This is a genomic window from Aquirufa sp. ROCK-SH2 (genome assembly GCF_054558315.1).
This window is the reverse complement of sequence record NZ_JBPXKB010000003.1, coordinates 1-20635: the sequence shown is the minus strand read 5'-3', so window position 1 is coordinate 20635 and position 20635 is coordinate 1. Positions and strand designations below refer to the sequence as shown.

The following is a 20635-nucleotide window of genomic DNA, read 5'->3' as shown; positions in this document are numbered from 1 at the left end:
AAGAGAGAAGAGAGAAGAGAGGAAAGAGAAAAAAAAAGACCCTCTTACATCATACATCTTACATCATACATCATACATCATACTTCAAAGCGCTTCTCTAATCTTAGCAGCAGTCTTCGCTAATTCCTCTTGACTTGGTTTCATTTTTTCTTGCGAAAAATTAATATCAAGCATTCGATTCATCGGAACTAAATGAACGTGCGCATGAGGAACTTCTAAGCCAATGACAGCTACTCCTACTCTTTTGCATGGAATAGCTTTTTTGATAGCAGGTGCCACTTTTTGAGCAAATTTCATCAAATCACCTAACATTTCAGGCTCTAAATCAAAGATATAATCGATCTCTTGTTTCGGGATCACCAAAACGTGTCCCTCCACCAAAGGCATTACATCTAAAAATGCCATGAATCGATCATCTTCTAAGATAAGATGACAAGGAATTTCTCGATTAACGATTTTTGTAAAAATAGTGCTCATATTATTCGATACGTCTTAAATGACATTTACTAATAGGTTTAATGATCAAAGGAACTTTTTCCAATTTAACTGCATCACTATCTAATCCAAACCATTTATCTTCTGAATTAGTAAATTGCTTCACAAAGAAATAGGCCTTCATTACTAATCTGTCTAATAATGGCAATTCATTGTCGAAAGATAAAAACTTCTCCAAAACAACGAATCGGAAATCGCCAATCACGTTTTGTTCATTCAATGATTTATAACGGGAAGTAATATCCACCTCACCTCTAGACACCATTTCTTCCACCACCTTACGGAAATATAAATTGATCCTTTGTTCCACCCTAAAACCTAATTTAAAGTTCACTTTGATGATATCATCTGGTTCAATGACCGTTACTTTATAATCCATTGTGTAAGGCTCATCCAAGGTATCCACATGAACAAACCAATAAATATCTGCTTTTTTAGGTCTTCTTTGGAAAATCGAATAAATAATTTTCGATTCAATGTCTGATACTTTAGCAGCATTGGACATAAAAACCAAGTGTGTGGCATATTTAGGAATCGTTTCATCCTTGCTCAACTCCTTCAACGGTTCAATGTAATCAGCTAATTTTTCGTATTCCGTTAATTTTTGTTTAATGCGAGAAGCTCTAAACCAAATCCACATCAACAAAATAATTACTCCTGCTATGAATAATGAAACATAACCTCCGTGTGAAAATTTTTGCAGATTAGCCACTAAAAAAGACCCTTCTAAAGAAACATAAACACCTAAAAACAATAAAATCCACCACATATCAACTTTCTTGATATGTAAATAATAAGCCATTAAAGAGGTGGTCATCAACATCGTTAAAGTAATGGCTAAACCATAAGCGGCCTCCATGTTTGTCGATTCTTTGAAATACAAAACAACACCTACGCAACCCATCCACAAAAGCACGTTGATAGAAGGAACATACAATTGACCCTTTTGATCGGAAGGATAAACCAAGCGCACTTTGGGCCAAAAGTTCAAACGAATAGCTTCAGAAATCAAAGTGAATGAACCCGAAATCAATGCCTGAGAAGCAATCACTGCTGCAGCGGTTGCGACCATAATCCCTGAGAAAAGAAATTCACGAGGCAATAATTCAAATATAGGTTTGTGTGTACCCAAAAACATGCCATTGTGAGCCAATAACCACGCTCCTTGACCAAAATATTGCAACAACAAGGCAATTTTAACAAACACCCAACTTAAACGAATATTTTCTCTCCCACAGTGTCCCAAATCAGAATAAAGTGCTTCCGCTCCTGTTGTACATAAAAAAACCGCCCCCAAAGCCCAAAAACCCGCGCTTCCCGCTTGGTGTGTTGTCAATAATTCCCAGGCATAAACAGGCGAAACTGCACGCAAAATGCTCCAATCATTCTCAATCCATAACAAACCTGTAAGCCCCAACATAGAAAACCACAAAAGCATAATAGGTCCAAATAACTTACCTACCACTTTGGTTCCAAAGATTTGGAAAATAAATAATACGGTTAAAATAACAAGAACAATTGGGACAGTATCTGTCACAAAAGGAGTTCCATCCGCTCTTTTTAGCATTCTTAATCCTTCTATCGCTGATGATACCGAGATGGGAGGTGTAATAATCCCATCGGCTAAAAGTGCCGCTCCCCCAATAATCGCTGGAAGAGTCAACCATTTTGCATGCCTTCTCACTAAAGCAAACAAAGCAAAAATTCCGCCTTCTCCTTTATTGTCCGCACGTAAAATTAAAATCACATATTTTAAGGTTGTCTGAAGTGTCAAAGTCCAAAAAATACAAGACAAACCTCCTAATACAGTCATCGTATTAATCGGTGCATCCCCAATGATAGCCTGCATTACGTACAATGGAGAGGTTCCAATGTCGCCATAAATGATACCCATTGCTACCAATAGGCCCGCAGCAGTTGCTTTGCTTTTGTGTTTATGTTCCATTAAAATTGAAGGGAGTGTAAAATTTCTTTCAAACAGATATGTTTATCGTGAAAATGCAAAATTTGCCAAAAATTGTACTATTTTATGCTATTTTCTTGAAATATTTCAAGAAACGGATGCAAATATATATTCTTATTTCATATATCAATTCATTTTTCAGCAAATCTTATCACAAAAGAAAAGATATTTATTACCGTTCAAAATAATACCCAAATATGATGTTCATTTCATCTTGGGAAGTGAAACCAAATTTAATCTCTTTATTCGTTGTATTATCATAGGTCACTACGGATGTCAAACCTACATTTGCCTCCAATTCAATGGGTTGGGTAAAATTAATTACCTTAGGATGTTGCCAATCCGTCGACTCATAGATGACTTCTCCATCCCTATTTCCTCCCTTGATTTTTATCTGAAATAAAACTCCTCTTTCATGAAAATGTGAAGTGAGAGAAACAATAGTGACTGCCTTATCTTTGGCAAAACTGAAATTGGTACTGATTGTCGTTTTTTTATTCGCAGGCAATGAAAAATTCATATTGTTGAAGTCAATCATTCTGACTACATTCTTGACCTGACTCGCTGCAACAGTATATAAATTCACATAATTTTCCCCATACAATGGTTCTGATGTTCGATTAAAATAATGTGGATTCACATCAATTGAGCTATTGGCTGGCAATAAAAGTGCTGTACCTTCTGGAAATGTAAAATCAGCATTAGGATCGGTACCACCTCCCAAAAAAATATGATTGCCCAAAGTAAGGTAAGTCAAAACATCTAAACTTCCATCTGCATTTCGTAAGTCGCGGACATCATTTAAATTGGGTAAAAAGTTTTTGTCTTTGAAATCATATAAGACAAGATGGTGACTATTGGGTCTAGATTTCAACTTAATTCGATTGACGTAAACTGGACTTGAATTATTCAAAGGACGACGAATAAATATTTCTCTTTCAAAATTTGGAGCAACGGTAAATTTATCAACCTTTAATTGAAAGCCGGTTTTCCCTTCCTTTTCTGGTGTATCCAAGGCTGTAAAAGTTGAATTAGGGTCATAATGCGGCGTTGTATCATCCAGTAATTTGGCATCCACAACTGTTCCTTTCTCTGGCGCACCTGCTTCAATCCATTTTTTCACAAACTCCAATTGACCCACACTCAAAGGCTTGCCACCCAAAGGCATTGCTGTTCCGTAATTGGCATTCGGATGGTGAGAATTATCCCAGTTCAGTTTATGGTACAATAAACTAGCATCAAAACTATATTTGGTCACTCTTTGCAATTTATTGGTAATGGCCACCGCATTTTTAGGAGCCATCCCAACCAAATTAGCATAAGAAACGGATGCGGTATTTAATACCAAACCATGTTGTAAAAAACTGGCATCTCCATTGCTTAAATGGCATCCAGAAGTGGCACAAGAAGGTTTAAAAATTCGATCTTGTATTAAATCAAAACTGCCAGATACTTGAGTGCTTGGGCTTGGACTAACTGTATCTACAGTAGATTTGGAACATGAAATCAAGGCTAAAAAAGCGAGCGATAAAAAAGTTATTTTAGTGGTCTTCATTTTAAACGATAGATATCTTGGCTCTCGCCGGGTTCAATTTTTAATACATTGCACAGAACCAAAAGTACTAATTTTCTGGAAGCTAACCACAATGGCAAACGATGCAACGCGCAAAACTCGTCTAAGGTAATTTGACTATTTTTAGTCAAATAATCGATCAACCATTTTTCAGAATCACCATAGGTAAATTGCATTCCTTCCTCATGTTCACGACGCAATATTTGCTTCATTTCTTTGCTTGCCTGCACACTTCTGTCCTTGATTCTAACGTAACATTTTGGCTGATTTTCATTTTCCAATTGGACAAAATGCGGTTTATCGACACTTTCAAAAACCTCGTATACTAAAATAGATTTACTGTGATCGATCGCCACCCGATAATTAGTATAATGAAAAGCTGGAAAACAATATTTTTCAATCGCACGATTCAATACGTATTGATCTTCATCTGCAAATTTTAAACCTTGCACATCTCCATCATCACTGACACCTACCAATAAAAATCCCCCATTTGAATTCGCAAAAGCAACCAGTTCACGAACAATTTTTTCTGGAAATTTAACCTTCATCTTAAATTCCAAACGCTGCCCTTCACCTTGTTTTGCCAAAGATTTGATTTGACTCAAAGTCAAAATTGAAACCTCCTCATCCTCTTCCATTTGACCCAATAAAACCTCAGATCCCTGTTTCATAAAAATTATATTTCTTGAAAGTACAAAATTCCTAAATTCATGCTCCCTTTTCTAAAAAAATTAATTACAAGTATAGTAATTCAATAGACATTGTGTATTTTTGTGAAAATTTAATAAAATGGATATCCAAAGTTTAGAAAAAGACTTACAAAATCTATCTTTAGAAGCCCGATTAAGCAGAATCGCTGAATTGTTCGATTCTAGCAAAATTGCATTTTCCACATCTTTTGGACAAGAAGACCAAGCCATTACTTATGCAATAACGGCACAAAAATTACCCATTCGCATATTTACTTTAGACACAGGAAGGCAATTTCAGGAATCTTATGAATTGATGGACCTCACCACCAAAAAATATCAGTTTCAATTAGAGACTTTTTTCCCTGCCAAAGATAAAGTAGAAACCTTGGTGAAAGAAAAAGGTTTTAATTCTTTTTACCAATCGGTTGAAAATCGAAAAGATTGCTGTTTTATCCGAAAAATGGAGCCTTTAGCAAGAGCTCTTGCAGGCGTAGAAGTTTGGATAACGGGTTTACGTGCGGAACAATCGGACAACAGATCGAACATGCCGATGTTGGAATGGGATGAACAAAGAAATTTATTAAAATTTAATCCAATCATTGATTGGACTTTTGAACAATTAGAAAGTTATTTGGCAGAAAATAAAATTCCACAAAACCCTTTACACAAAAAAGGCTTTGTTTCCATCGGCTGTGCTCCATGTACAAGAGCCATTGCAGAAGGAGAACATCCAAGAGCTGGAAGATGGTGGTGGGAAAATTCGCAAAAAGAATGTGGTTTACATGCCTAAATTAGCAATTAGAAATTATGAATAATACATTTTCACTCAGTACAGTCCAAGAAAAAATTGGTCACTTCCCAAGAAAACTGGAAGATGAATCCATCTACATCATGCGTGAAGTTGCTGCGCAATTTGAGCGACCAGCATTGCTTTTTTCAGGTGGAAAAGATTCGATCACTTTGGTAAGATTAGCTCAAAAAGCATTTTTCCCAGGTAAAATCCCCTTCCCTTTGGTTCACATTGATACGGGGCACAATTTTCCAGAAACAATTGAATTCAGAGATTGGCTAGCCAAAGAAGTGGGTGCAGAATTAATTGTACGTTATGTACAAGATTCGATTGACGAAGGAAAAGCCAAAGAAGAAACAGGGAAATATGCGTCTAGAAATGTACTTCAAACAGTTACTTTATTAGATACCATTGAAGAATTCAAGTTTGATGCTTGTATTGGTGGTGCAAGAAGAGATGAGGAAAAAGCAAGAGCGAAGGAACGTATTTTTTCAGTAAGAGATGATTTCGGACAATGGGATGCTAAGCGTCAGCGACCAGAATTATTTGATATGTTGAACGGACGAATTGCGGTAGGTGAAAACGTTCGAGTTTTTCCAATTTCCAACTGGACTGAATTAGATGTTTGGAATTATATCAAAGAGGAAAAAATGGAAATCCCAAGTATTTATTATTCACACAAGAGACAAGTCATTGAACGTGATGGTATGCTTTGGGCTGATTCAGAGTACTTAAACAAAGAAGCAGATGAAATTCCGTTTGAGGCAACAGTAAGATTCCGTACGGTGGGCGACATGACTTGTACCGCTGCAGTAGCATCTGAAGCAAGTGACATTGATGTGATCATTGAGGAAATATTATCCGCAGAAATTTCAGAACGTGGTGCACGTATTGATGATAAGCGCTCTGAAGCAGCGATGGAAAAAAGAAAACAACAAGGATATTTTTAATAGAAGCGAAAGAAGAAGATGGATATATTACGTATAGCAACAGCAGGTTCCGTAGATGATGGTAAAAGTACCTTGATTGGTCGCTTGTTGTATGAAACAAATTCAATTACCAAAGATAAAATTGAAGCATTGGAAAGTGCCTCTAAACGAAAAGGTCTAGACTTTCTGGATTTATCTTTATTAACAGATGGCTTAATCGCTGAACGTGAGCAAGGAATTACCATTGATGTAGCGCACATCTACTTTTCTACTCCTCAACGAAAATACATCATTGCAGATACTCCTGGCCACGTAGAATACACAAGAAACATGGTAACAGGTGCTTCTACAGCAAAAGTGTCTTTGATTTTGATCGATGCGCGACAAGGAATTGTGGAACAAACGGCTAGGCATTTATCCATTGCCGCTTTATTGAGAATTCCAAAGGTGATTATTTGTATCAATAAAATGGACTTGGTTCAGTACCAAGAATCAACTTTCGAGAACATCAAGCAAAGTCTTGCTCAATTAATTGAACAAACAAGTTTTGAAGGACAAACCATTAGCTTCTTACCTATCTCCTCTTTGTTTGGTGAAAACATCACAAAACAATCGGAAAAAATGCCATGGTACTCAGGAAAAAGTCTTTTAGGTGAATTGGAAGATTTCCAATTTGCAGAAACATTGGCTCAAGCGCCTGCTCGTTTTCCAGTTCAATGGGTTATTCGTCCAAAAACAGAAACACACCACGATTACAGAGGTTATGCTGGAAAAATTTCTAGTGGAACTTTTAAAATTGGAGATAAAATCAAAGTATTACCAACTGGACAAGAAAGTTTAATTGCTAGTATTGAAAGATACAGCGATACATTGGAAAAGGCGGAAGCTGGAGATTCGGTTGTGATTACTTTAGAACATGATGTAGATATCTCAAGAGGAAATACCTTGGTTTTAGCGGAAGATTCATCTGCCCCTCAATTAAAAGACTTTTCGGCAAAAATTTGCTGGTTAGACCATCAGGCGCTAACGGCTGGAAAAACGTATTTATTGCAACACGGGGTTCATTTAACAAAAGCGAAAATCGTCCAAGTTGTAGAGAAATTAGATGTTGTCGCTCAAACAGCTGACACACAAGTCGATTCTTTGAAATTAAATGAAATTGGTAGCATTCATATTAAGACAGCTCAACCAATCATAGCAGACAAATACGCTGAAAATCCATCCAATGGAGCATTTATTTTGATTGATGAATTTTCTAATTCAACAGTTGGAGTGGGATTCATTGATTAATTATGAGTTATGAATTATGAGTTATGAATTGGGAAGAGGTAATTCATAACTCATAATTCATAATTCATAATTTAATTAAATTTCCTCGGTGCATATAAAAACCCAAAAGCTTCAGCGCCGTCTTTGGTATGTACCTCGTGATGTACATAATGTGCTTTGATTAATCTCTTCAAATAAGCATTCTTTGCTTTGTATTTTATTTTCACCCGTCGATGAACAATGATATCGTGGAAAATAAAATAGAATATTCCGTAAGTGGCAATTCCAAGACCTATCCAAAACAGATAACCATACTCAGGAAATTCACTACCAACAATAATCGTCAAGGTAGAACTGATTCCAAACACAACTGAAAATAAATCATTTTTCTCCAACAAATTTTTATGGTGCACATGATGCGATTCATGCCAAGTCCACATGAATCCATGCATAATGTATTTATGTGTCAGCCATGCGACTCCCTCCATCGTTAAAAAAGTCCCCAACAATAAAATGAGATTAAACATTTGATATTTTTGATGTAAGATGTAAAACGTATGATGTATGATGTAAGTATTAGGTAAATACGACTATGAAATTACGATTTTTAACCGAAAAAAATCAACAATTTTCATACATCTTACATCATACGTCATACATCCATTCCTTTCCCTAATAAAAAACATTTATCTTTGTAGATTATACATACACCCTCAAAAATTTAGGGTAGATTAGAATGTCTTTTATGATTGATAAGAACTACGCTCCGCAGGAGATTGAACAAAAATGGTACCAATATTGGCTAGAAAACAAATATTTTGCATCAAAGCCGAATCCTGATAAAGAACCCTATTCCATTGTAATTCCACCGCCCAATGTAACAGGAGTTTTACACATGGGACACATGTTGAATAATACCATTCAAGATGTCTTGATTCGTAAGGCAAGAATGTCTGGCAAAGAAGCGTGTTGGGTACCAGGAACAGATCATGCGTCCATTGCCACGGAAGCAAAGGTAGTTGCAATGCTAAAAGAAAAGGGCATTGAAAAAAAGGATATTTCTAGGGAAGAATTTTTAGCTCATGCCTTTAAGTGGAAAGAAAAATATGGTGGTATTATTCTGGAACAATTAAAAAAATTAGGTGCTTCTTGCGATTGGGATCGTACCCGATTTACAATGGAACCTTCTTTATACCAAGCGGTTATTGATACATTTGTACGCTTGTATAACAAAGGATTGATCTACCGTGGAGTTAGAATGGTCAACTGGGATCCACAAGGAAAAACGGCTTTATCAGATGAAGAAGTAATTTATAAAGATGTACAAGCTAAATTATTTCATATTCAATATCCTCTGGTAGACGGAAGCGGATTTGTAACGATTGCTACCACTCGACCAGAAACCATTATGGCAGATGCTGCCATTTGTGTTAATCCTGCTGATGAGCGATATCTACACTTACATGGCAAAAAAGTAAAAATCCCTTTAATTAACAGGGAAATTAGCATTATTCCCGATGAATATGTGAGTCTCGATTTCGGTACAGGATGTTTAAAAGTTACTCCTGCACACGATTTAAATGACTATGAATTAGGAATCAAACATAAATTACCCGTTTTAGACATCTTAAATGATGATGGAACCTTGAATGAAAAAGCGGTTATTTATGTTGGGGTTGATCGATTTGAGGCAAGAAAAAGAATTGTCAAGCAACTAAAAGAAGAGGGATTTTTAACGGAAACAGAGGAGTACAAATCAACCGTTGGAACCTCAGAGAGAACTGGTGCGGTGATTGAGCCGAAACTTTCTTTGCAGTGGTTCTTAAAAATGGAGGAATTAGCAAAACCTGCTTTGGATCACGTCATGAATGACGATATTCAATTGCACCCTGCAAAATTCAAAAACACGTATCGTTCTTGGATGGAAAACGTCCGCGACTGGTGTATTTCTCGCCAATTGTGGTGGGGACAACAAATCCCTGCTTTTTATTTGCAAGACGGTACAGTGATTGTCGCAAAAGATAAACAAGAGGCATTAAAGATTGCTCGTGAAAAGTATCAATTATTTGCTTTGGTAGAGGATGATTTAACACAAGATCCAGATGTGTTGGATACTTGGTTTTCATCTTGGCTTTGGCCTATTTCTGTATTTGATGGAATTGAAAATCCGGAAAATGCGGACATTAGTTATTATTACCCAACCAACGATTTAGTTACTGGACCTGATATTTTATTCTTCTGGGTAGCTAGAATGATCATTGCTGGATATGAATGGCGTGGTGAATTACCTTTTAAAAACGTGTATTTAACAGGAATTGTTAGAGATAAACAAGGCAGAAAAATGTCTAAATCTTTAGGTAATTCTCCAGATCCTTTGGACTTGATTGAAAAATTTGGTGCAGATGGAGTAAGATCAGGTTTATTGTTTTCTGCTCCTGCTGGAAATGATTTATTGTTTGATGAAAAACTTTGTGAACAAGGAAGAAACTTCTCTAATAAAATTTGGAATGCATTTCGTTTAATGAAAGGCCTGCAAGTGGTAGAAGGAAAAAATCTCCCAGAACACTCGCTTGCAATTCAATGGTTTGAATCAAAAATGTCACAAACAATTGTTGAAGTAGAAGACCATTTTAGTAAGTTCCGTATTTCGGATGCGATATTAGCCATTTACAATTTGATTTGGGATGATTTTTGCGGTAAATATTTAGAGATTATCAAACCTGCTTATCAGAGTCCAATTCATGCCGAAACACTTCACGCTACTCTACGTTTATTTGATGAATTGATGCGTTTATTGCATCCTTACATGCCATTTATCACCGAAGAAATTTGGCAAAATATTGAAGATAGAAAGGCCAATGAAAGTATTTGTGTAGCTGATTTTCCAAAAGCTAATTCTATCAATGCAGAATTGATTGCCCAGTTTGATCAACTATTTGAGATTATTACGAAAATTCGTGAAATCAGAAATGCGAAGCAACTCTCGCCGAAATTGGCATTGAATCTATTGATCAAAACAAACAATGAGGTTGCTTACGATTCAACAAAAGCTATTTTAATGAAATTAGCGAATGTAGAAAATGTATCTTTCAGTCAAGAAAATATAACAGATGCTCAAACGTTTGTTGTAAAATCAGATCAATTTGCTGTTCCATTGGAGGAAGAAGTGAATCCGGAGGAGTTAAAAGCGGAAACAGAAAAAGAGTTATTTTATTTGGAAGGATTTAAAAAATCGGTTGAGGCGAAATTAGCGAATGAGCGTTTTGTTCAAAACGCCAAAGCTGATTTGGTGGAGAGAGAACGTCAAAAATTACAAGACGCGGAAACTAAAATAAATTCTTTGAAAGAAATTTTAGCCAGATTGGCCAAATGATATCGAAACGCCTATTTCAAGTTTTATCCATTTGCTTGTTTTTTGCAGGATTAATTTCTTGTGAAAGCAAGCAAAAAGATAAAGAAGTAGCCGCAGCAATCAAAGTCAAATTAGATTTCAAACGCTTGGATCAGGAAATTGCTAAATGCAAATCGGTCCCTGCGCTTGATAGTTTATTGAAAGCCAACCCAGAGGTATTAGAAGCTTATTTTCAAACTAGTCAAGGGGATTCACCCAACTTAGCAGAAAAGTTATTTTCCTTGTTTCAAAATCCTGCCTTGCAAAAATTCTATCAACAAGCTCAACAATCGAATTTTTACGGGAACAATCGTTTGGAAAAAGGATTAAACGAAGCCTTTCAAAAGATAAAAGATCAATATCCATCTATTCAGTTACCCAAAATACGAACTGTTTTTACTGGATTTGGAGGTATTGGACAATTCCCGGCCCAAGATTTAATTATTTCGGACAGCTTAATTGTGATTGGTTTAGATTACTTCATGGGTAAAAATGGACTTTATTTACCCCCTAATACCTATTCTTATCAAATGAGAAGAATGTCTCCAGAAGCTATATTGGGACAAATTATTTTATTGTATTCTGCCAAATTCAATTTGCATGAAACAGAAAATAGTACTTTACTAAGCGATATGATTTGGTATGGAAAAGGTTATTATTTTACGAAAACCATATTTCCCAATCTTCCTGATAGCTTATTGTTTGGTTATTCGAGCAAAGAAATGGCAGAAACGGAAGCCTATCAGTCTTTAATTTGGGAACATTTTATTGACAAATCCTTGTTGTACAAACAAGATGAGTACACCAAGACAAAATATCTAGGGGAAAGACCTAAAACCACAGAAATAGGACCTGCTTGTCCAGGATCCATTGGCCGTTGGTTGGGATATACCATTGTAAAAAGATTTCAACATAATAATGCGGATAAAAATTTGGTAGAAATGATGAAAACCAAAGATCCAACCATTATTTTACAGGGTTCAGGCTATAGAGGAGAAGCTGAAAAAGATAAAGAATAAAATGGCAAAAAGACACGAAAAATTTGGAGCAGGGGTTGATCCTAAAGATGCAACCAAAGTAAATAAGGAAGGAATCCTAAAAGCGCTTAAAGTATTTAAGTTCATCTTGCCCTATCGCTGGGTATTTGCTCTGGGAATGGTGTTTCTCTTTTTGTCCAATTTGACCACATTAAGTTTCCCATTATTAATTGGTGAAATGACCAAGGTGATGGAAGGCAAATCGAAATACCACATCAATGAAGTCACCATTTTCTTTTTTAGCATATTAATTGTTCAAGCGATTTTATCCTTTTTCAGAATTTATACTTTTACACAGGTGTCAGAAAAAGCGATGCGAGATGTTCGTCAAACACTTTATGGGAAAATCATTACTTTGCCCATTGCTTTATTTGAAAAACGAAGAGTAGGTGAAATGATGAGTAGAATCACTTCAGACATCACTCAATTACAAGATGTACTTTCCATTACTTTGGCAGAATTTTTTCGTCAAATTTTTACGCTCATTGGGGGTATTGCGTTGATTACATACATTTCTTGGAAATTGACTTTGTTTATGCTAGCGACATTCCCTTTTTTGGTTGTAGCATCTTTAATTTTTGGAAAATACATACGCAAGGTTTCAAAAAAATCGCAAGATGAATTAGCGAGTACCAATATAATAGTGGAGGAAACCTTTCAATCGATTCAGGCTGTCAAAGCATTTACCAATGAAAAATGGGAAGTAGCCAGGTATGCTGCATCTTTGGAAAAAGTGGTTACACAAGCTTTAAAAGCCGCTACCTTTAGAGGTGGGTTTGTGAGTTTTGTGATATTTGCTTTGTTTGGAGGAATCGTAGGAGTTGTATGGTATGGCGCACAATTGGTGGCACAAGGAGATTTATTATTAGCCGAATTATTGACCTTTATATTTTACACAGCCTTCATTGGAGGATCCGTAGGAGGTTTGGGAGACATCTATGCACAATTGCAAAAAACAATTGGAGCATCGGAGCGAATATTGGAAATCTTAAATGACCCTTCAGAAGTATCTTTAAACCAACAATATGGTGAACATCAAATCGAATTTGGTGAGATAGAAATTAAGGATTTACAATTTTCTTATCCAAGTAGGCCTGAAGTAGAAATCATCAAAGGAATCAATTTTACGATACATCCTGGCCAAAAAATAGCCATTGTTGGATCATCTGGAACAGGAAAATCGACCTTGGCACAATTGTTGATGCGCTTTTATGAACCCAATGGAGGAAGTATTTCCTTGAATGGGAAAAATATCCAAGAATTATCTGTGGAAAATTGGCGTAAGATGGTGGCATTGGTACCACAAGAAGTGTTATTATTTGGAGGAACCATCCGTGAAAACATCGCTTATGGAAAACCTGATGCGACATTTGAAGAAATACAAAAAGCGGCTGAATTGGCTTATGCCAAAGAATTCATCGAAGGATTTCCTGAGCAATGGGAAACGATGGTGGGCGAAAGAGGTGTTAAATTATCAGGAGGACAAAGGCAACGAATTGCCATTGCAAGGGCAATTTTAAAGGATCCCAAATTCCTATTATTGGATGAAGCTACTTCAGCATTGGACTCTGAATCTGAGAAGTGGGTACAGATTGCATTAGAAGAATTGATGAAAAACCGCACGAGTTTGATTATTGCGCATAGATTGTCTACCATCCGATCGGCTGATCAGATCATTGTGATGAAAGAAGGAAAGATTGTGGAAGTGGGAACACATGAAGAATTATTAGCAAAAGGAAAGGGAGTTTATCAAAAAATGGTCAAATTGCAAACGGAACATTTGCAGGCATAAATATGGCTAAACAAGAACTAAGCTTATCGGATTTTGATTTAAGGGCAACACCCTGTAGAACGGCAGTTTTAGGAGTTTTACAAGGCATTGATTATGCCCAAAGTCAGTTCGACATAGAACAAGCCATAGGTTCTCAATTTGACCGAGTGACTGTATATAGAACCTTAAAAAGTTTCTTACAACAAGGATTGATTCATAAAGTCTTAGATGACATCGGAGGCACAAAATATGCGCTCTGCAAGGAATTATGCCACAACCACGACCATTCCCATCAGCATGACCATGTTCACTTCAAATGCAACGAATGCGGTCAAACGACTTGCCTAGAGGATGTTCATATCCCAAAAATTACTTTACCAGCAGGATTCACCAAACAAGAAAGCAATTTATTGATACAAGGGGTTTGTGGGAATTGTGGGTAGTTATTAGGTAATAGGTAAGAGGTAAGAGGTAAGAGGTGAACTCAGGCTCTAATCTGCCAAGTGTGAAATATAAATCGAACTATTCGTTCAACCAATAATTAAGATAATTGAACTACAACTCTTTTATAAAAACCCTTCCTTACAGCATCAATCTATCGAACCAAATAAGAAAAACCATTTTGCAACTGGTAAACTTTATCCGCAATACGCTCAATATTTGCTCGATGTGTAACCATAATAACACAACATTCAGTTTTAACTTTTTCTATTAAATTGAGTACATATAATTCCGTATTCTTATCCATGGCAGATGTGGCTTCATCCAAAATCAACAACGACGGTTTTCTAAATAATGCTCTAGCTAAGGCAACTAATTGTTTTTGGCCCCCTGAAAGATGTACTCCATCCTCTCCCACTATCGTTAAATAACTTTGTGGCAAGGATTCAAAAAAATGATTAAATCCAAATTGATTACAAAAATGGATCGCGTTATCTCCTTCTTGCATCATATCACCCATCACTATATTGTCTAACAAGTTGGAATTGAAAATTTTAACATCTTGAGATACAACCCCAATCGCATTTCTCCAAACATTTGGAGAAATGTCTTGAAATGATAAATTACCATTTACAATAATTTGACCATTCTCAAAATTTTGAAACTTTTGGAGTATTTGAAAAAATATACTTTTACCTGATCCTACTTCCCCAATTAATGCGACAAACTCTCCTTTACGTAAAGTCAAATTTAGATCCTTTAGCAATTGGCTTTTACCTGGAAAACGAAAGGCCAAATTTTGAATTTCAATAGAATTGACAACAAATGGATTAATGCCTGCATTAGTAGTATTTTCAATATCTTTAATTTCAGGTGTCATGGATGCAAACTCAAACATACGATCAAATGCGACCCTTGCTTCTTGTAATTGAATATTCGTGGTGACAAGGCGGCCGACAGATCCAATCATTCCTGAACCTATTGAAATTATCGCCATCATTTCTCCAATTTTAATGGTATGATTCAAAACCGATAACGCAGATAAAACTAAAATACCTGTCAATAATCCAGCATTAATTATTTCATTCCAAAATCCATAACGATTACCCAACAAGCCTAAATCGTAGCTTTTTTCTTGAAAAGTGCTGTAAAACATAGTGCCAACTTTACCGAAAAATGATTCTTTGTTAGCCACTTTTATATCAGATATACCACTAATGGCGTCCACAAAATGACTTTCAGAATTAGCATAATATCGCATCAACAAGTTTTGTTCCAAGAGTATTTTATCACTAAACAAATATATTAATCCACCATAAAGAGGAATACTTATTAATGAAATCCATCCTATCAGTAGCGAATAATTAAACAAAAAAACAGATGAAATCAGAATCACTAATACATCTATTACCACATTTCCTGTTAAAAAACCAATGACAGATTGTATTCTTCTTGTATCATTGATTCTTGCCATGATTTCACCCGTCTTTCTTCCATTGAAAAAAGTTTGAGGTAAATGAAGTAATTTGATGTAAAAATCCTCTAGGACCCGGTTGTTAAAATCCTTACCTTGACGGAGTAAAAAGAAAGTACGTAAATAATTAATAGCAGCACGAGCAATTAGTAAAATCGTTAATAAACATATTCCCAACCAAAGGCGTTCCGTTTGATGTTTGGGTAAAATCTCGTCCAATAATTTTTGACTAAATATAGCAGTGGCTAAGCCAAGAATGGCAAGTATAATGCCTAGGACAATTGCGATACTAAATAATGGCCAATCGTTTTGCAAAATATTTTTGACCCACAAATATTTTCGATTACGAACTTGGGATACTTCTTGGAATTTATCCGTTGGTTGCAATAATAATACGGCTCTAGACTTCCAAACTCTCAACAATTTATCCATGGACCATGTTTCAAATCCACCCGCAGGATCAAATATCTCAACTTTATTTACGGAAGGTGCTTGAAGACAAATAACAAAATGTTCTAATTTATCATCGATTACTACATGTAAAATACAGGGAAACGTTGCTTCCTTTTTAAAAACTTCTACATCATCTACTTCAAAAGCATCCGCTTGAAGTCCATATACACTAGCCGCCTGCTGAAGACCCAGCAAACTTGTTCCCTGAATACTAGTACCACTTAACTCACGTAACCTTTCTAAGGTACCCGTTCCCTTGTGATGGTTAATTATGGACAATAAACAAGCAACGCCGCAGTCTGATTCATCGTGTTGTAATACAAAGGCATGATTAAAATTATTTTGTTTTGAAAAAGAAAGAGGCATAAAATATGGATAGGGTTATTATGAGAGTAATGAAAAGGTGTATTAATGCAGGTATTTAATAAGGGCTTCTATTTTAGTTTCTCCTTTGAATTCCTTCAGAAGGAGTTGATTTTCATCATAGATAAAAATATGAGGTACAGAGATGGAACCGAATGTTGTTGAAATTAATTCAATAGGTAAATGAGCAAAATACTGATTAGGTAGCGTATTTAATTGATATTTTTTAAAAAATAATTGGATAGAAGATTTATCAGCAGAAGAAATCCACCAAATATTGGTAGATCCAAATTGATTCAATTCAGAAACAATACTTTTGGCTTCATATTGGCAATGCTCACATTCTGGGTGGAAAAATAAGATTATTGTCTTGTGGATATTGATTGTCGGTTTTGTTCCAATCCAATGAAATACAGAGGTCTTAGGAATTGATTTAATATGAGCATTAAATTGATTTTTATCTTCGATTTTAGAAAAAATGGTATGAATCAAAAAAGATAAAGTGAATAAAATTAATATAATGATGATTATAAGAAGTGGTTTTTTCAAGTTCTAGGTGAAATTTAATGTTAAAAATGTAATAAAAGCTACCCAAATAAATAATGCAGGTAAATAACTTGATAAAACGATATTTATACCCTTTTGAACAGATGTTAAATTAAATTCTACTATCCAATAGACGAGTAAAATCCAATAGGAAAATTCAAAAATACTTACCAAAGCCAAAGGATAAATTTGCCAATTATCAAGTTGTTTTACATCAAAAAATTGCAACAAGGAAGCTGGGGAGAAATACTGTAATTCTGTCAATTCATATTTAGTTTGAATCACAAAAAACCAGTAAAATTTTAAGAGGGCAAGAAATAAAAATGGTAATTCAGAAAGCATCACTACTTTAAAAATTTGCGAAAATTTTGCCTTAATCTCAAAAAAATAAAAACCCGTTAACAACACCAACGACGTTAAGGTGAATTTAATCAAATATATGATGGGCAAAAAGACGTAACCAGCCCAGGCATATTCATCTTTCTGCTCAATCATTGCAGAAATTTTTTGGATTGTTAATTGTTCTCCAAGAGAATTATAATAGACATCATTGGTCATAATATATTTATTCCATAGATACATCATGCAAATGGAATAAAGACAAATAAATAAGTAAATCAAAGTGTTTTTCAAGGAAAATTTAATTAGTCTGTTGTTAAGGCTTTTTTCTTTGTTTTAATTTTTCGAAAAGTAATAGGCCGAAAAATATTAAAGAAATTATATGAAAATAAAGATAAGCTTTTTCAATTTTTGTGTACCAAGAAAAAACACCAACTGCTAATCCTAAAATTGATATAAAAATAATTAATCGATCAAAATATTTCATATTATTAAATTTAAAAGATACTTTTCCTTCAAATTATTTGAAGGAAAAGTATCAAGGTTTACAACTTTACCACCATTTCAGACCACCACCGATGCTATATATGGCACATCCTGCACCTACCACGGCTAGAGCTCCGCCACCAGTAGCTCCAGCTGCGACAATTACACCATATCTAATAAGGCCACCAAGAACAAGTCCACCGGCTTCTACGCCAGTACAAAAAGCAGAAATAACTCCACCTCCATTTAATTGTTCAGTAAGAGAATAATTTAATTTTTTCATGATATTTAGAATTTATTTGTGAGAACTTGCACCGTAGATTGAGCCTAAAAGAGCACATGTTGAAACATATGCAGCATTTGCCATGCCTACAGCAGGCCCCGCTAAAAAAGAGACATTTAAAAATGTGGTTGCAAATCCACAACTAGCAAAATAGTACGTCCAACCCATCCCTCCTGCATGATAATCAACTAGATAAATATTATGTATCTGTTTCATAATAAAATTGTTTAGCATTGCCTAACACCATTGTTAGGTGATACAATATTAGCGTGGTTCACTGAACTAAAAGTTCAGTGGTTAAAAAATTTGAAAAATAATTTTCTTTATACTTATTCTTCCATAATTCACATAACTCAAGGGTTGTAGATTTATAATGAGAATCGTTTAATAGAATATCTATTTCAGTACTCAACTGGCTAACAGAAAAAGATAAATCTCCTTTTCTACCCATATTTTTAGCTACAACTCTTGCTGCGTTGCCATTTTGGTCCCACATTTCATTTAAGGGGAACAGCAACATCGGAGTTGAAGTAAAAATAGCTTCAACAATAGATCCTAAACCAGCATGTGTCAAGAATAAATCACATTGTTTAAGCACATCCATTTGTGGAGCATAATCGACAATTAAAACATTATCTAATTCATTCTCTGTAGCACCATAGAATTGTCGTTTAAGATCTTTTTCTAGCGAAATAATCAAATAAAAATTAGGATTTTCATTGGCTATTGTAATAAGATTTTGAAAAAATGTTTGTCCCAATTTTATCTTATTTCTTAAATGGGTTTTCAATACCGTACCCAAAGAACAATAAATCAATTTCCCACTTTTATTGATATTGCGCTTTTGAATAAAAGATAAATAATTGTGCTCAAGCGTTTCGATTTTATTCAAATCAACCATCCGTCCAATGTAATGTTGCCACGGTTGTAAATCTTGTCCATCAAAGTCTAATTCTTGTGGCACTAAAAACCACTCTTCCACTTGGTTAAAAGTTGGCTTGAAGGTTTTTTCTATATTGATTTTATACTTGGAATCAATATTCAAGGCCTTAAAAGCATTGTTGACCAGGTTAAGATCACTTTTCCCAAAGAAAATAATACTATCCAAAAATATTTTCAATTTCTTTTTAAACATGTACTTATTCCATAAATAAGGTATGTTTTTATCAGGAAACTTAAACAAACACAAAGGAGGAGTATGGTCATTCTTATAATCAGGGAACTTCGTTTGAAGCTGTAGAATGCGCCTACTTTGTAAATAGGGATAACAAAAAAGAAAATCCGTAAAATTAAATTCATCTAAAAAGATCCAATCTGGATTAATATCCTGAAAAAGTTTTTCTATTTGCACTTTTCGCTGATCAAAGCGTTTATTGGAAAAACGATCCAATAAACTCTCCAACCACTTTTCTTTTTTACCATGATGTACAATGCTATCAAATCCAATAGCAAAAGGAAGAACATTTAAAGGATAAAATTCAAAATTGTTAGCTCTTGTAAACGGTATTAAGTCAATTAAACCCGCGTAATACACCTTGAAGCCTTTATTTTGAAACTCCTTACCTAATAAAATGGTAGGATTAAGATGACCTGCTAGATTTGGAAACAAAAAAACGACAGATTTCATACCTAAAATCTAAAAAAATGATGAAGGAAATAATGAGATAAGAATTGCTTAGGGTATATTAACTTACCCCCTAATAGTTGAGAACTCTCGTCCGTAGGCAATTTTCGAAATCCCATTTCAAAGCATACATTTTCACGGTACACGTAACTTCGTTGGTTTACATCATATCCAATGGGCCAATGTAAATCATTGACTAATTCAGCCTTTAATTTATACCAAGAACGCTCGGTAATGGATAATTTGATGGCAAGTTCTTTAGGTGTACCTGTTGACTTGAGGGTAATTAACTTATTTAAGTAAGTCAAACGTTGTTGAATTTTCCAAAGCATCATATTGAGAGAAAAGGGTATAAAATTATAAGTAGAAATAAATTGCATTTATTCTATTAGATAAAACCAAGAATTACGGGGAAAAGAGCTGCAACATAGTGGTTAGTTGAATAAAACAATAGAATGTAATTATAATAATAAAAGCTGAAATAGAAAAACAAATAATTCTAAATTTTAAATTCTTAATTCTTAATTCTACTATTCTCTCTTTTCTCTCTCCTCTTTTCTCTTTTCTATCTTCTATCTTTCCAAACAAAAAAGCCAACCCATTTCTGGATTGGCTTTGAGATAATAACTTGGAGCTTACTTACTTTCCCGGGTTTGATCCCAGTATCATCAGCGGTGCGGGGCTTAACTTCTCTGTTCGAGATGGGAAGAGGT

General features: G+C 35.0%; 19 protein-coding genes and 1 rRNA gene. 7 read left to right on the top strand and 13 right to left on the bottom strand.

The genetic code is table 11. The annotated features are described in order from the left end of the window. Positions 1 to 84 precede the first annotated feature (84 nt). The 4 genes from V7S79_RS07240 to V7S79_RS07225 form a co-directional block, all read right to left on the bottom strand. Entirely contained in the window at positions 85 to 477 is a 393-nt protein-coding gene (locus V7S79_RS07240; protein WP_459489904.1) for an HIT family protein, read from the bottom strand. A 1-nt stretch (position 478) separates the two neighbouring features. After that, on the bottom strand, positions 479 to 2440 hold the full coding sequence (locus V7S79_RS07235) for a KUP/HAK/KT family potassium transporter (RefSeq protein WP_459489903.1): 1962 nt from the start codon (positions 2438 to 2440) through the stop codon (positions 479 to 481). A gap of 190 nt (positions 2441 to 2630) precedes the next feature. After that, the gene (locus tag V7S79_RS07230; protein ID WP_459489902.1) at positions 2631 to 4013 is read right to left on the bottom strand and encodes a hypothetical protein; all 1383 of its coding nucleotides are present in this window, start codon (positions 4011 to 4013) and stop codon (positions 2631 to 2633) included. Next, positions 4010 to 4705 (bottom strand): AlbA family DNA-binding domain-containing protein, encoded by a 696-nt coding sequence (locus V7S79_RS07225; protein ID WP_459489901.1) that lies wholly within the window; start codon positions 4703 to 4705, stop codon positions 4010 to 4012. The genes V7S79_RS07230 and V7S79_RS07225 overlap by 4 nt, the downstream gene beginning before the upstream one ends. 118 nt (positions 4706 to 4823) lie before the next feature. Between V7S79_RS07225 and V7S79_RS07220 the strand changes: the two genes are divergently transcribed. From V7S79_RS07220 to V7S79_RS07210, 3 genes are read left to right on the top strand one after another with little or no spacing between them, the layout of a single operon-like run. Continuing rightward, positions 4824 to 5516: a phosphoadenylyl-sulfate reductase gene (locus V7S79_RS07220; RefSeq protein WP_459489900.1), complete on the top strand. Its 693-nt coding sequence runs from the start codon at positions 4824 to 4826 to the stop codon at positions 5514 to 5516. 17 nt (positions 5517 to 5533) lie between these two features. After that, positions 5534 to 6466 (top strand): sulfate adenylyltransferase subunit CysD, encoded by a 933-nt coding sequence (cysD, locus tag V7S79_RS07215; RefSeq protein WP_459489899.1) that lies wholly within the window; start codon positions 5534 to 5536, stop codon positions 6464 to 6466. 18 nt (positions 6467 to 6484) lie between these two features. Further along, on the top strand, positions 6485 to 7735 hold the full coding sequence (locus V7S79_RS07210) for a sulfate adenylyltransferase subunit 1 (RefSeq protein ID WP_459489898.1): 1251 nt from the start codon (positions 6485 to 6487) through the stop codon (positions 7733 to 7735). A 71-nt stretch (positions 7736 to 7806) separates the two neighbouring features. Here the strand turns inward: V7S79_RS07210 and V7S79_RS07205 are convergent, their stop codons facing one another. Then, a complete protein-coding gene (locus V7S79_RS07205; RefSeq protein WP_459489897.1) occupies positions 7807 to 8241 on the bottom strand; it encodes a sterol desaturase family protein in 435 nt (144 codons plus the stop codon). Positions 8242 to 8459: 218 nt separating this feature from the next. Here V7S79_RS07205 and V7S79_RS07200 point away from each other — a divergent pair, with 218 nt between their 5' ends. From V7S79_RS07200 to V7S79_RS07185, 4 genes are read left to right on the top strand one after another with little or no spacing between them, the layout of a single operon-like run. Then, a complete protein-coding gene (locus V7S79_RS07200) occupies positions 8460 to 11087 on the top strand; it encodes a valine--tRNA ligase (RefSeq protein ID WP_459489896.1) in 2628 nt (875 codons plus the stop codon). Further along, positions 11084 to 12124, top strand: coding sequence for a gliding motility protein GldB-related protein (locus V7S79_RS07195; protein WP_459489895.1), 1041 nt, complete (start codon positions 11084 to 11086; stop codon positions 12122 to 12124). Before V7S79_RS07200 ends, V7S79_RS07195 begins: the two co-directional genes overlap by 4 nt. 1 nt (position 12125) lies before the next feature. Then, positions 12126 to 13934 carry an ABC transporter ATP-binding protein gene (locus tag V7S79_RS07190; RefSeq protein WP_459489894.1) on the top strand — a complete coding sequence of 603 codons (1809 nt, stop codon included), beginning with the start codon at positions 12126 to 12128 and terminating at the stop codon, positions 13932 to 13934. A gap of 2 nt (positions 13935 to 13936) precedes the next feature. After that, the gene (locus V7S79_RS07185) at positions 13937 to 14356 is read left to right on the top strand and encodes a Fur family transcriptional regulator (protein ID WP_459489893.1); all 420 of its coding nucleotides are present in this window, start codon (positions 13937 to 13939) and stop codon (positions 14354 to 14356) included. Between the two features lie 152 nt (positions 14357 to 14508). Here the strand turns inward: V7S79_RS07185 and V7S79_RS07180 are convergent, their stop codons facing one another. From V7S79_RS07180 to rrf, 8 genes are all read right to left on the bottom strand, one after another. Then, positions 14509 to 16647 (bottom strand): peptidase domain-containing ABC transporter, encoded by a 2139-nt coding sequence (locus V7S79_RS07180; RefSeq protein ID WP_459489892.1) that lies wholly within the window; start codon positions 16645 to 16647, stop codon positions 14509 to 14511. Positions 16648 to 16689: 42 nt separating this feature from the next. Beyond that, positions 16690 to 17193 carry a peroxiredoxin family protein gene (locus tag V7S79_RS07175; RefSeq protein ID WP_459489891.1) on the bottom strand — a complete coding sequence of 168 codons (504 nt, stop codon included), beginning with the start codon at positions 17191 to 17193 and terminating at the stop codon, positions 16690 to 16692. Between the two features lie 3 nt (positions 17194 to 17196). After that, positions 17197 to 17823, bottom strand: a complete 627-nt coding sequence (locus V7S79_RS07170; protein WP_459489890.1) for a hypothetical protein — start codon at positions 17821 to 17823, stop codon at positions 17197 to 17199. A gap of 259 nt (positions 17824 to 18082) precedes the next feature. Beyond that, entirely contained in the window at positions 18083 to 18298 is a 216-nt protein-coding gene (locus V7S79_RS07165; RefSeq protein WP_459489889.1) for a hypothetical protein, read from the bottom strand. A gap of 12 nt (positions 18299 to 18310) precedes the next feature. Next, entirely contained in the window at positions 18311 to 18514 is a 204-nt protein-coding gene (locus V7S79_RS07160; protein ID WP_459489888.1) for a hypothetical protein, read from the bottom strand. Positions 18515 to 18572: 58 nt separating this feature from the next. Next, on the bottom strand, positions 18573 to 19925 hold the full coding sequence (locus V7S79_RS07155; RefSeq protein ID WP_459489887.1) for a glycosyltransferase: 1353 nt from the start codon (positions 19923 to 19925) through the stop codon (positions 18573 to 18575). Positions 19926 to 19927: 2 nt separating this feature from the next. After that, on the bottom strand, positions 19928 to 20257 hold the full coding sequence (locus tag V7S79_RS07150) for a hypothetical protein (RefSeq protein WP_459489886.1): 330 nt from the start codon (positions 20255 to 20257) through the stop codon (positions 19928 to 19930). Between the two features lie 291 nt (positions 20258 to 20548). Then, a 5S ribosomal RNA gene (gene rrf, locus V7S79_RS07145) occupies positions 20549 to 20635 on the bottom strand; the annotation flags it as partial.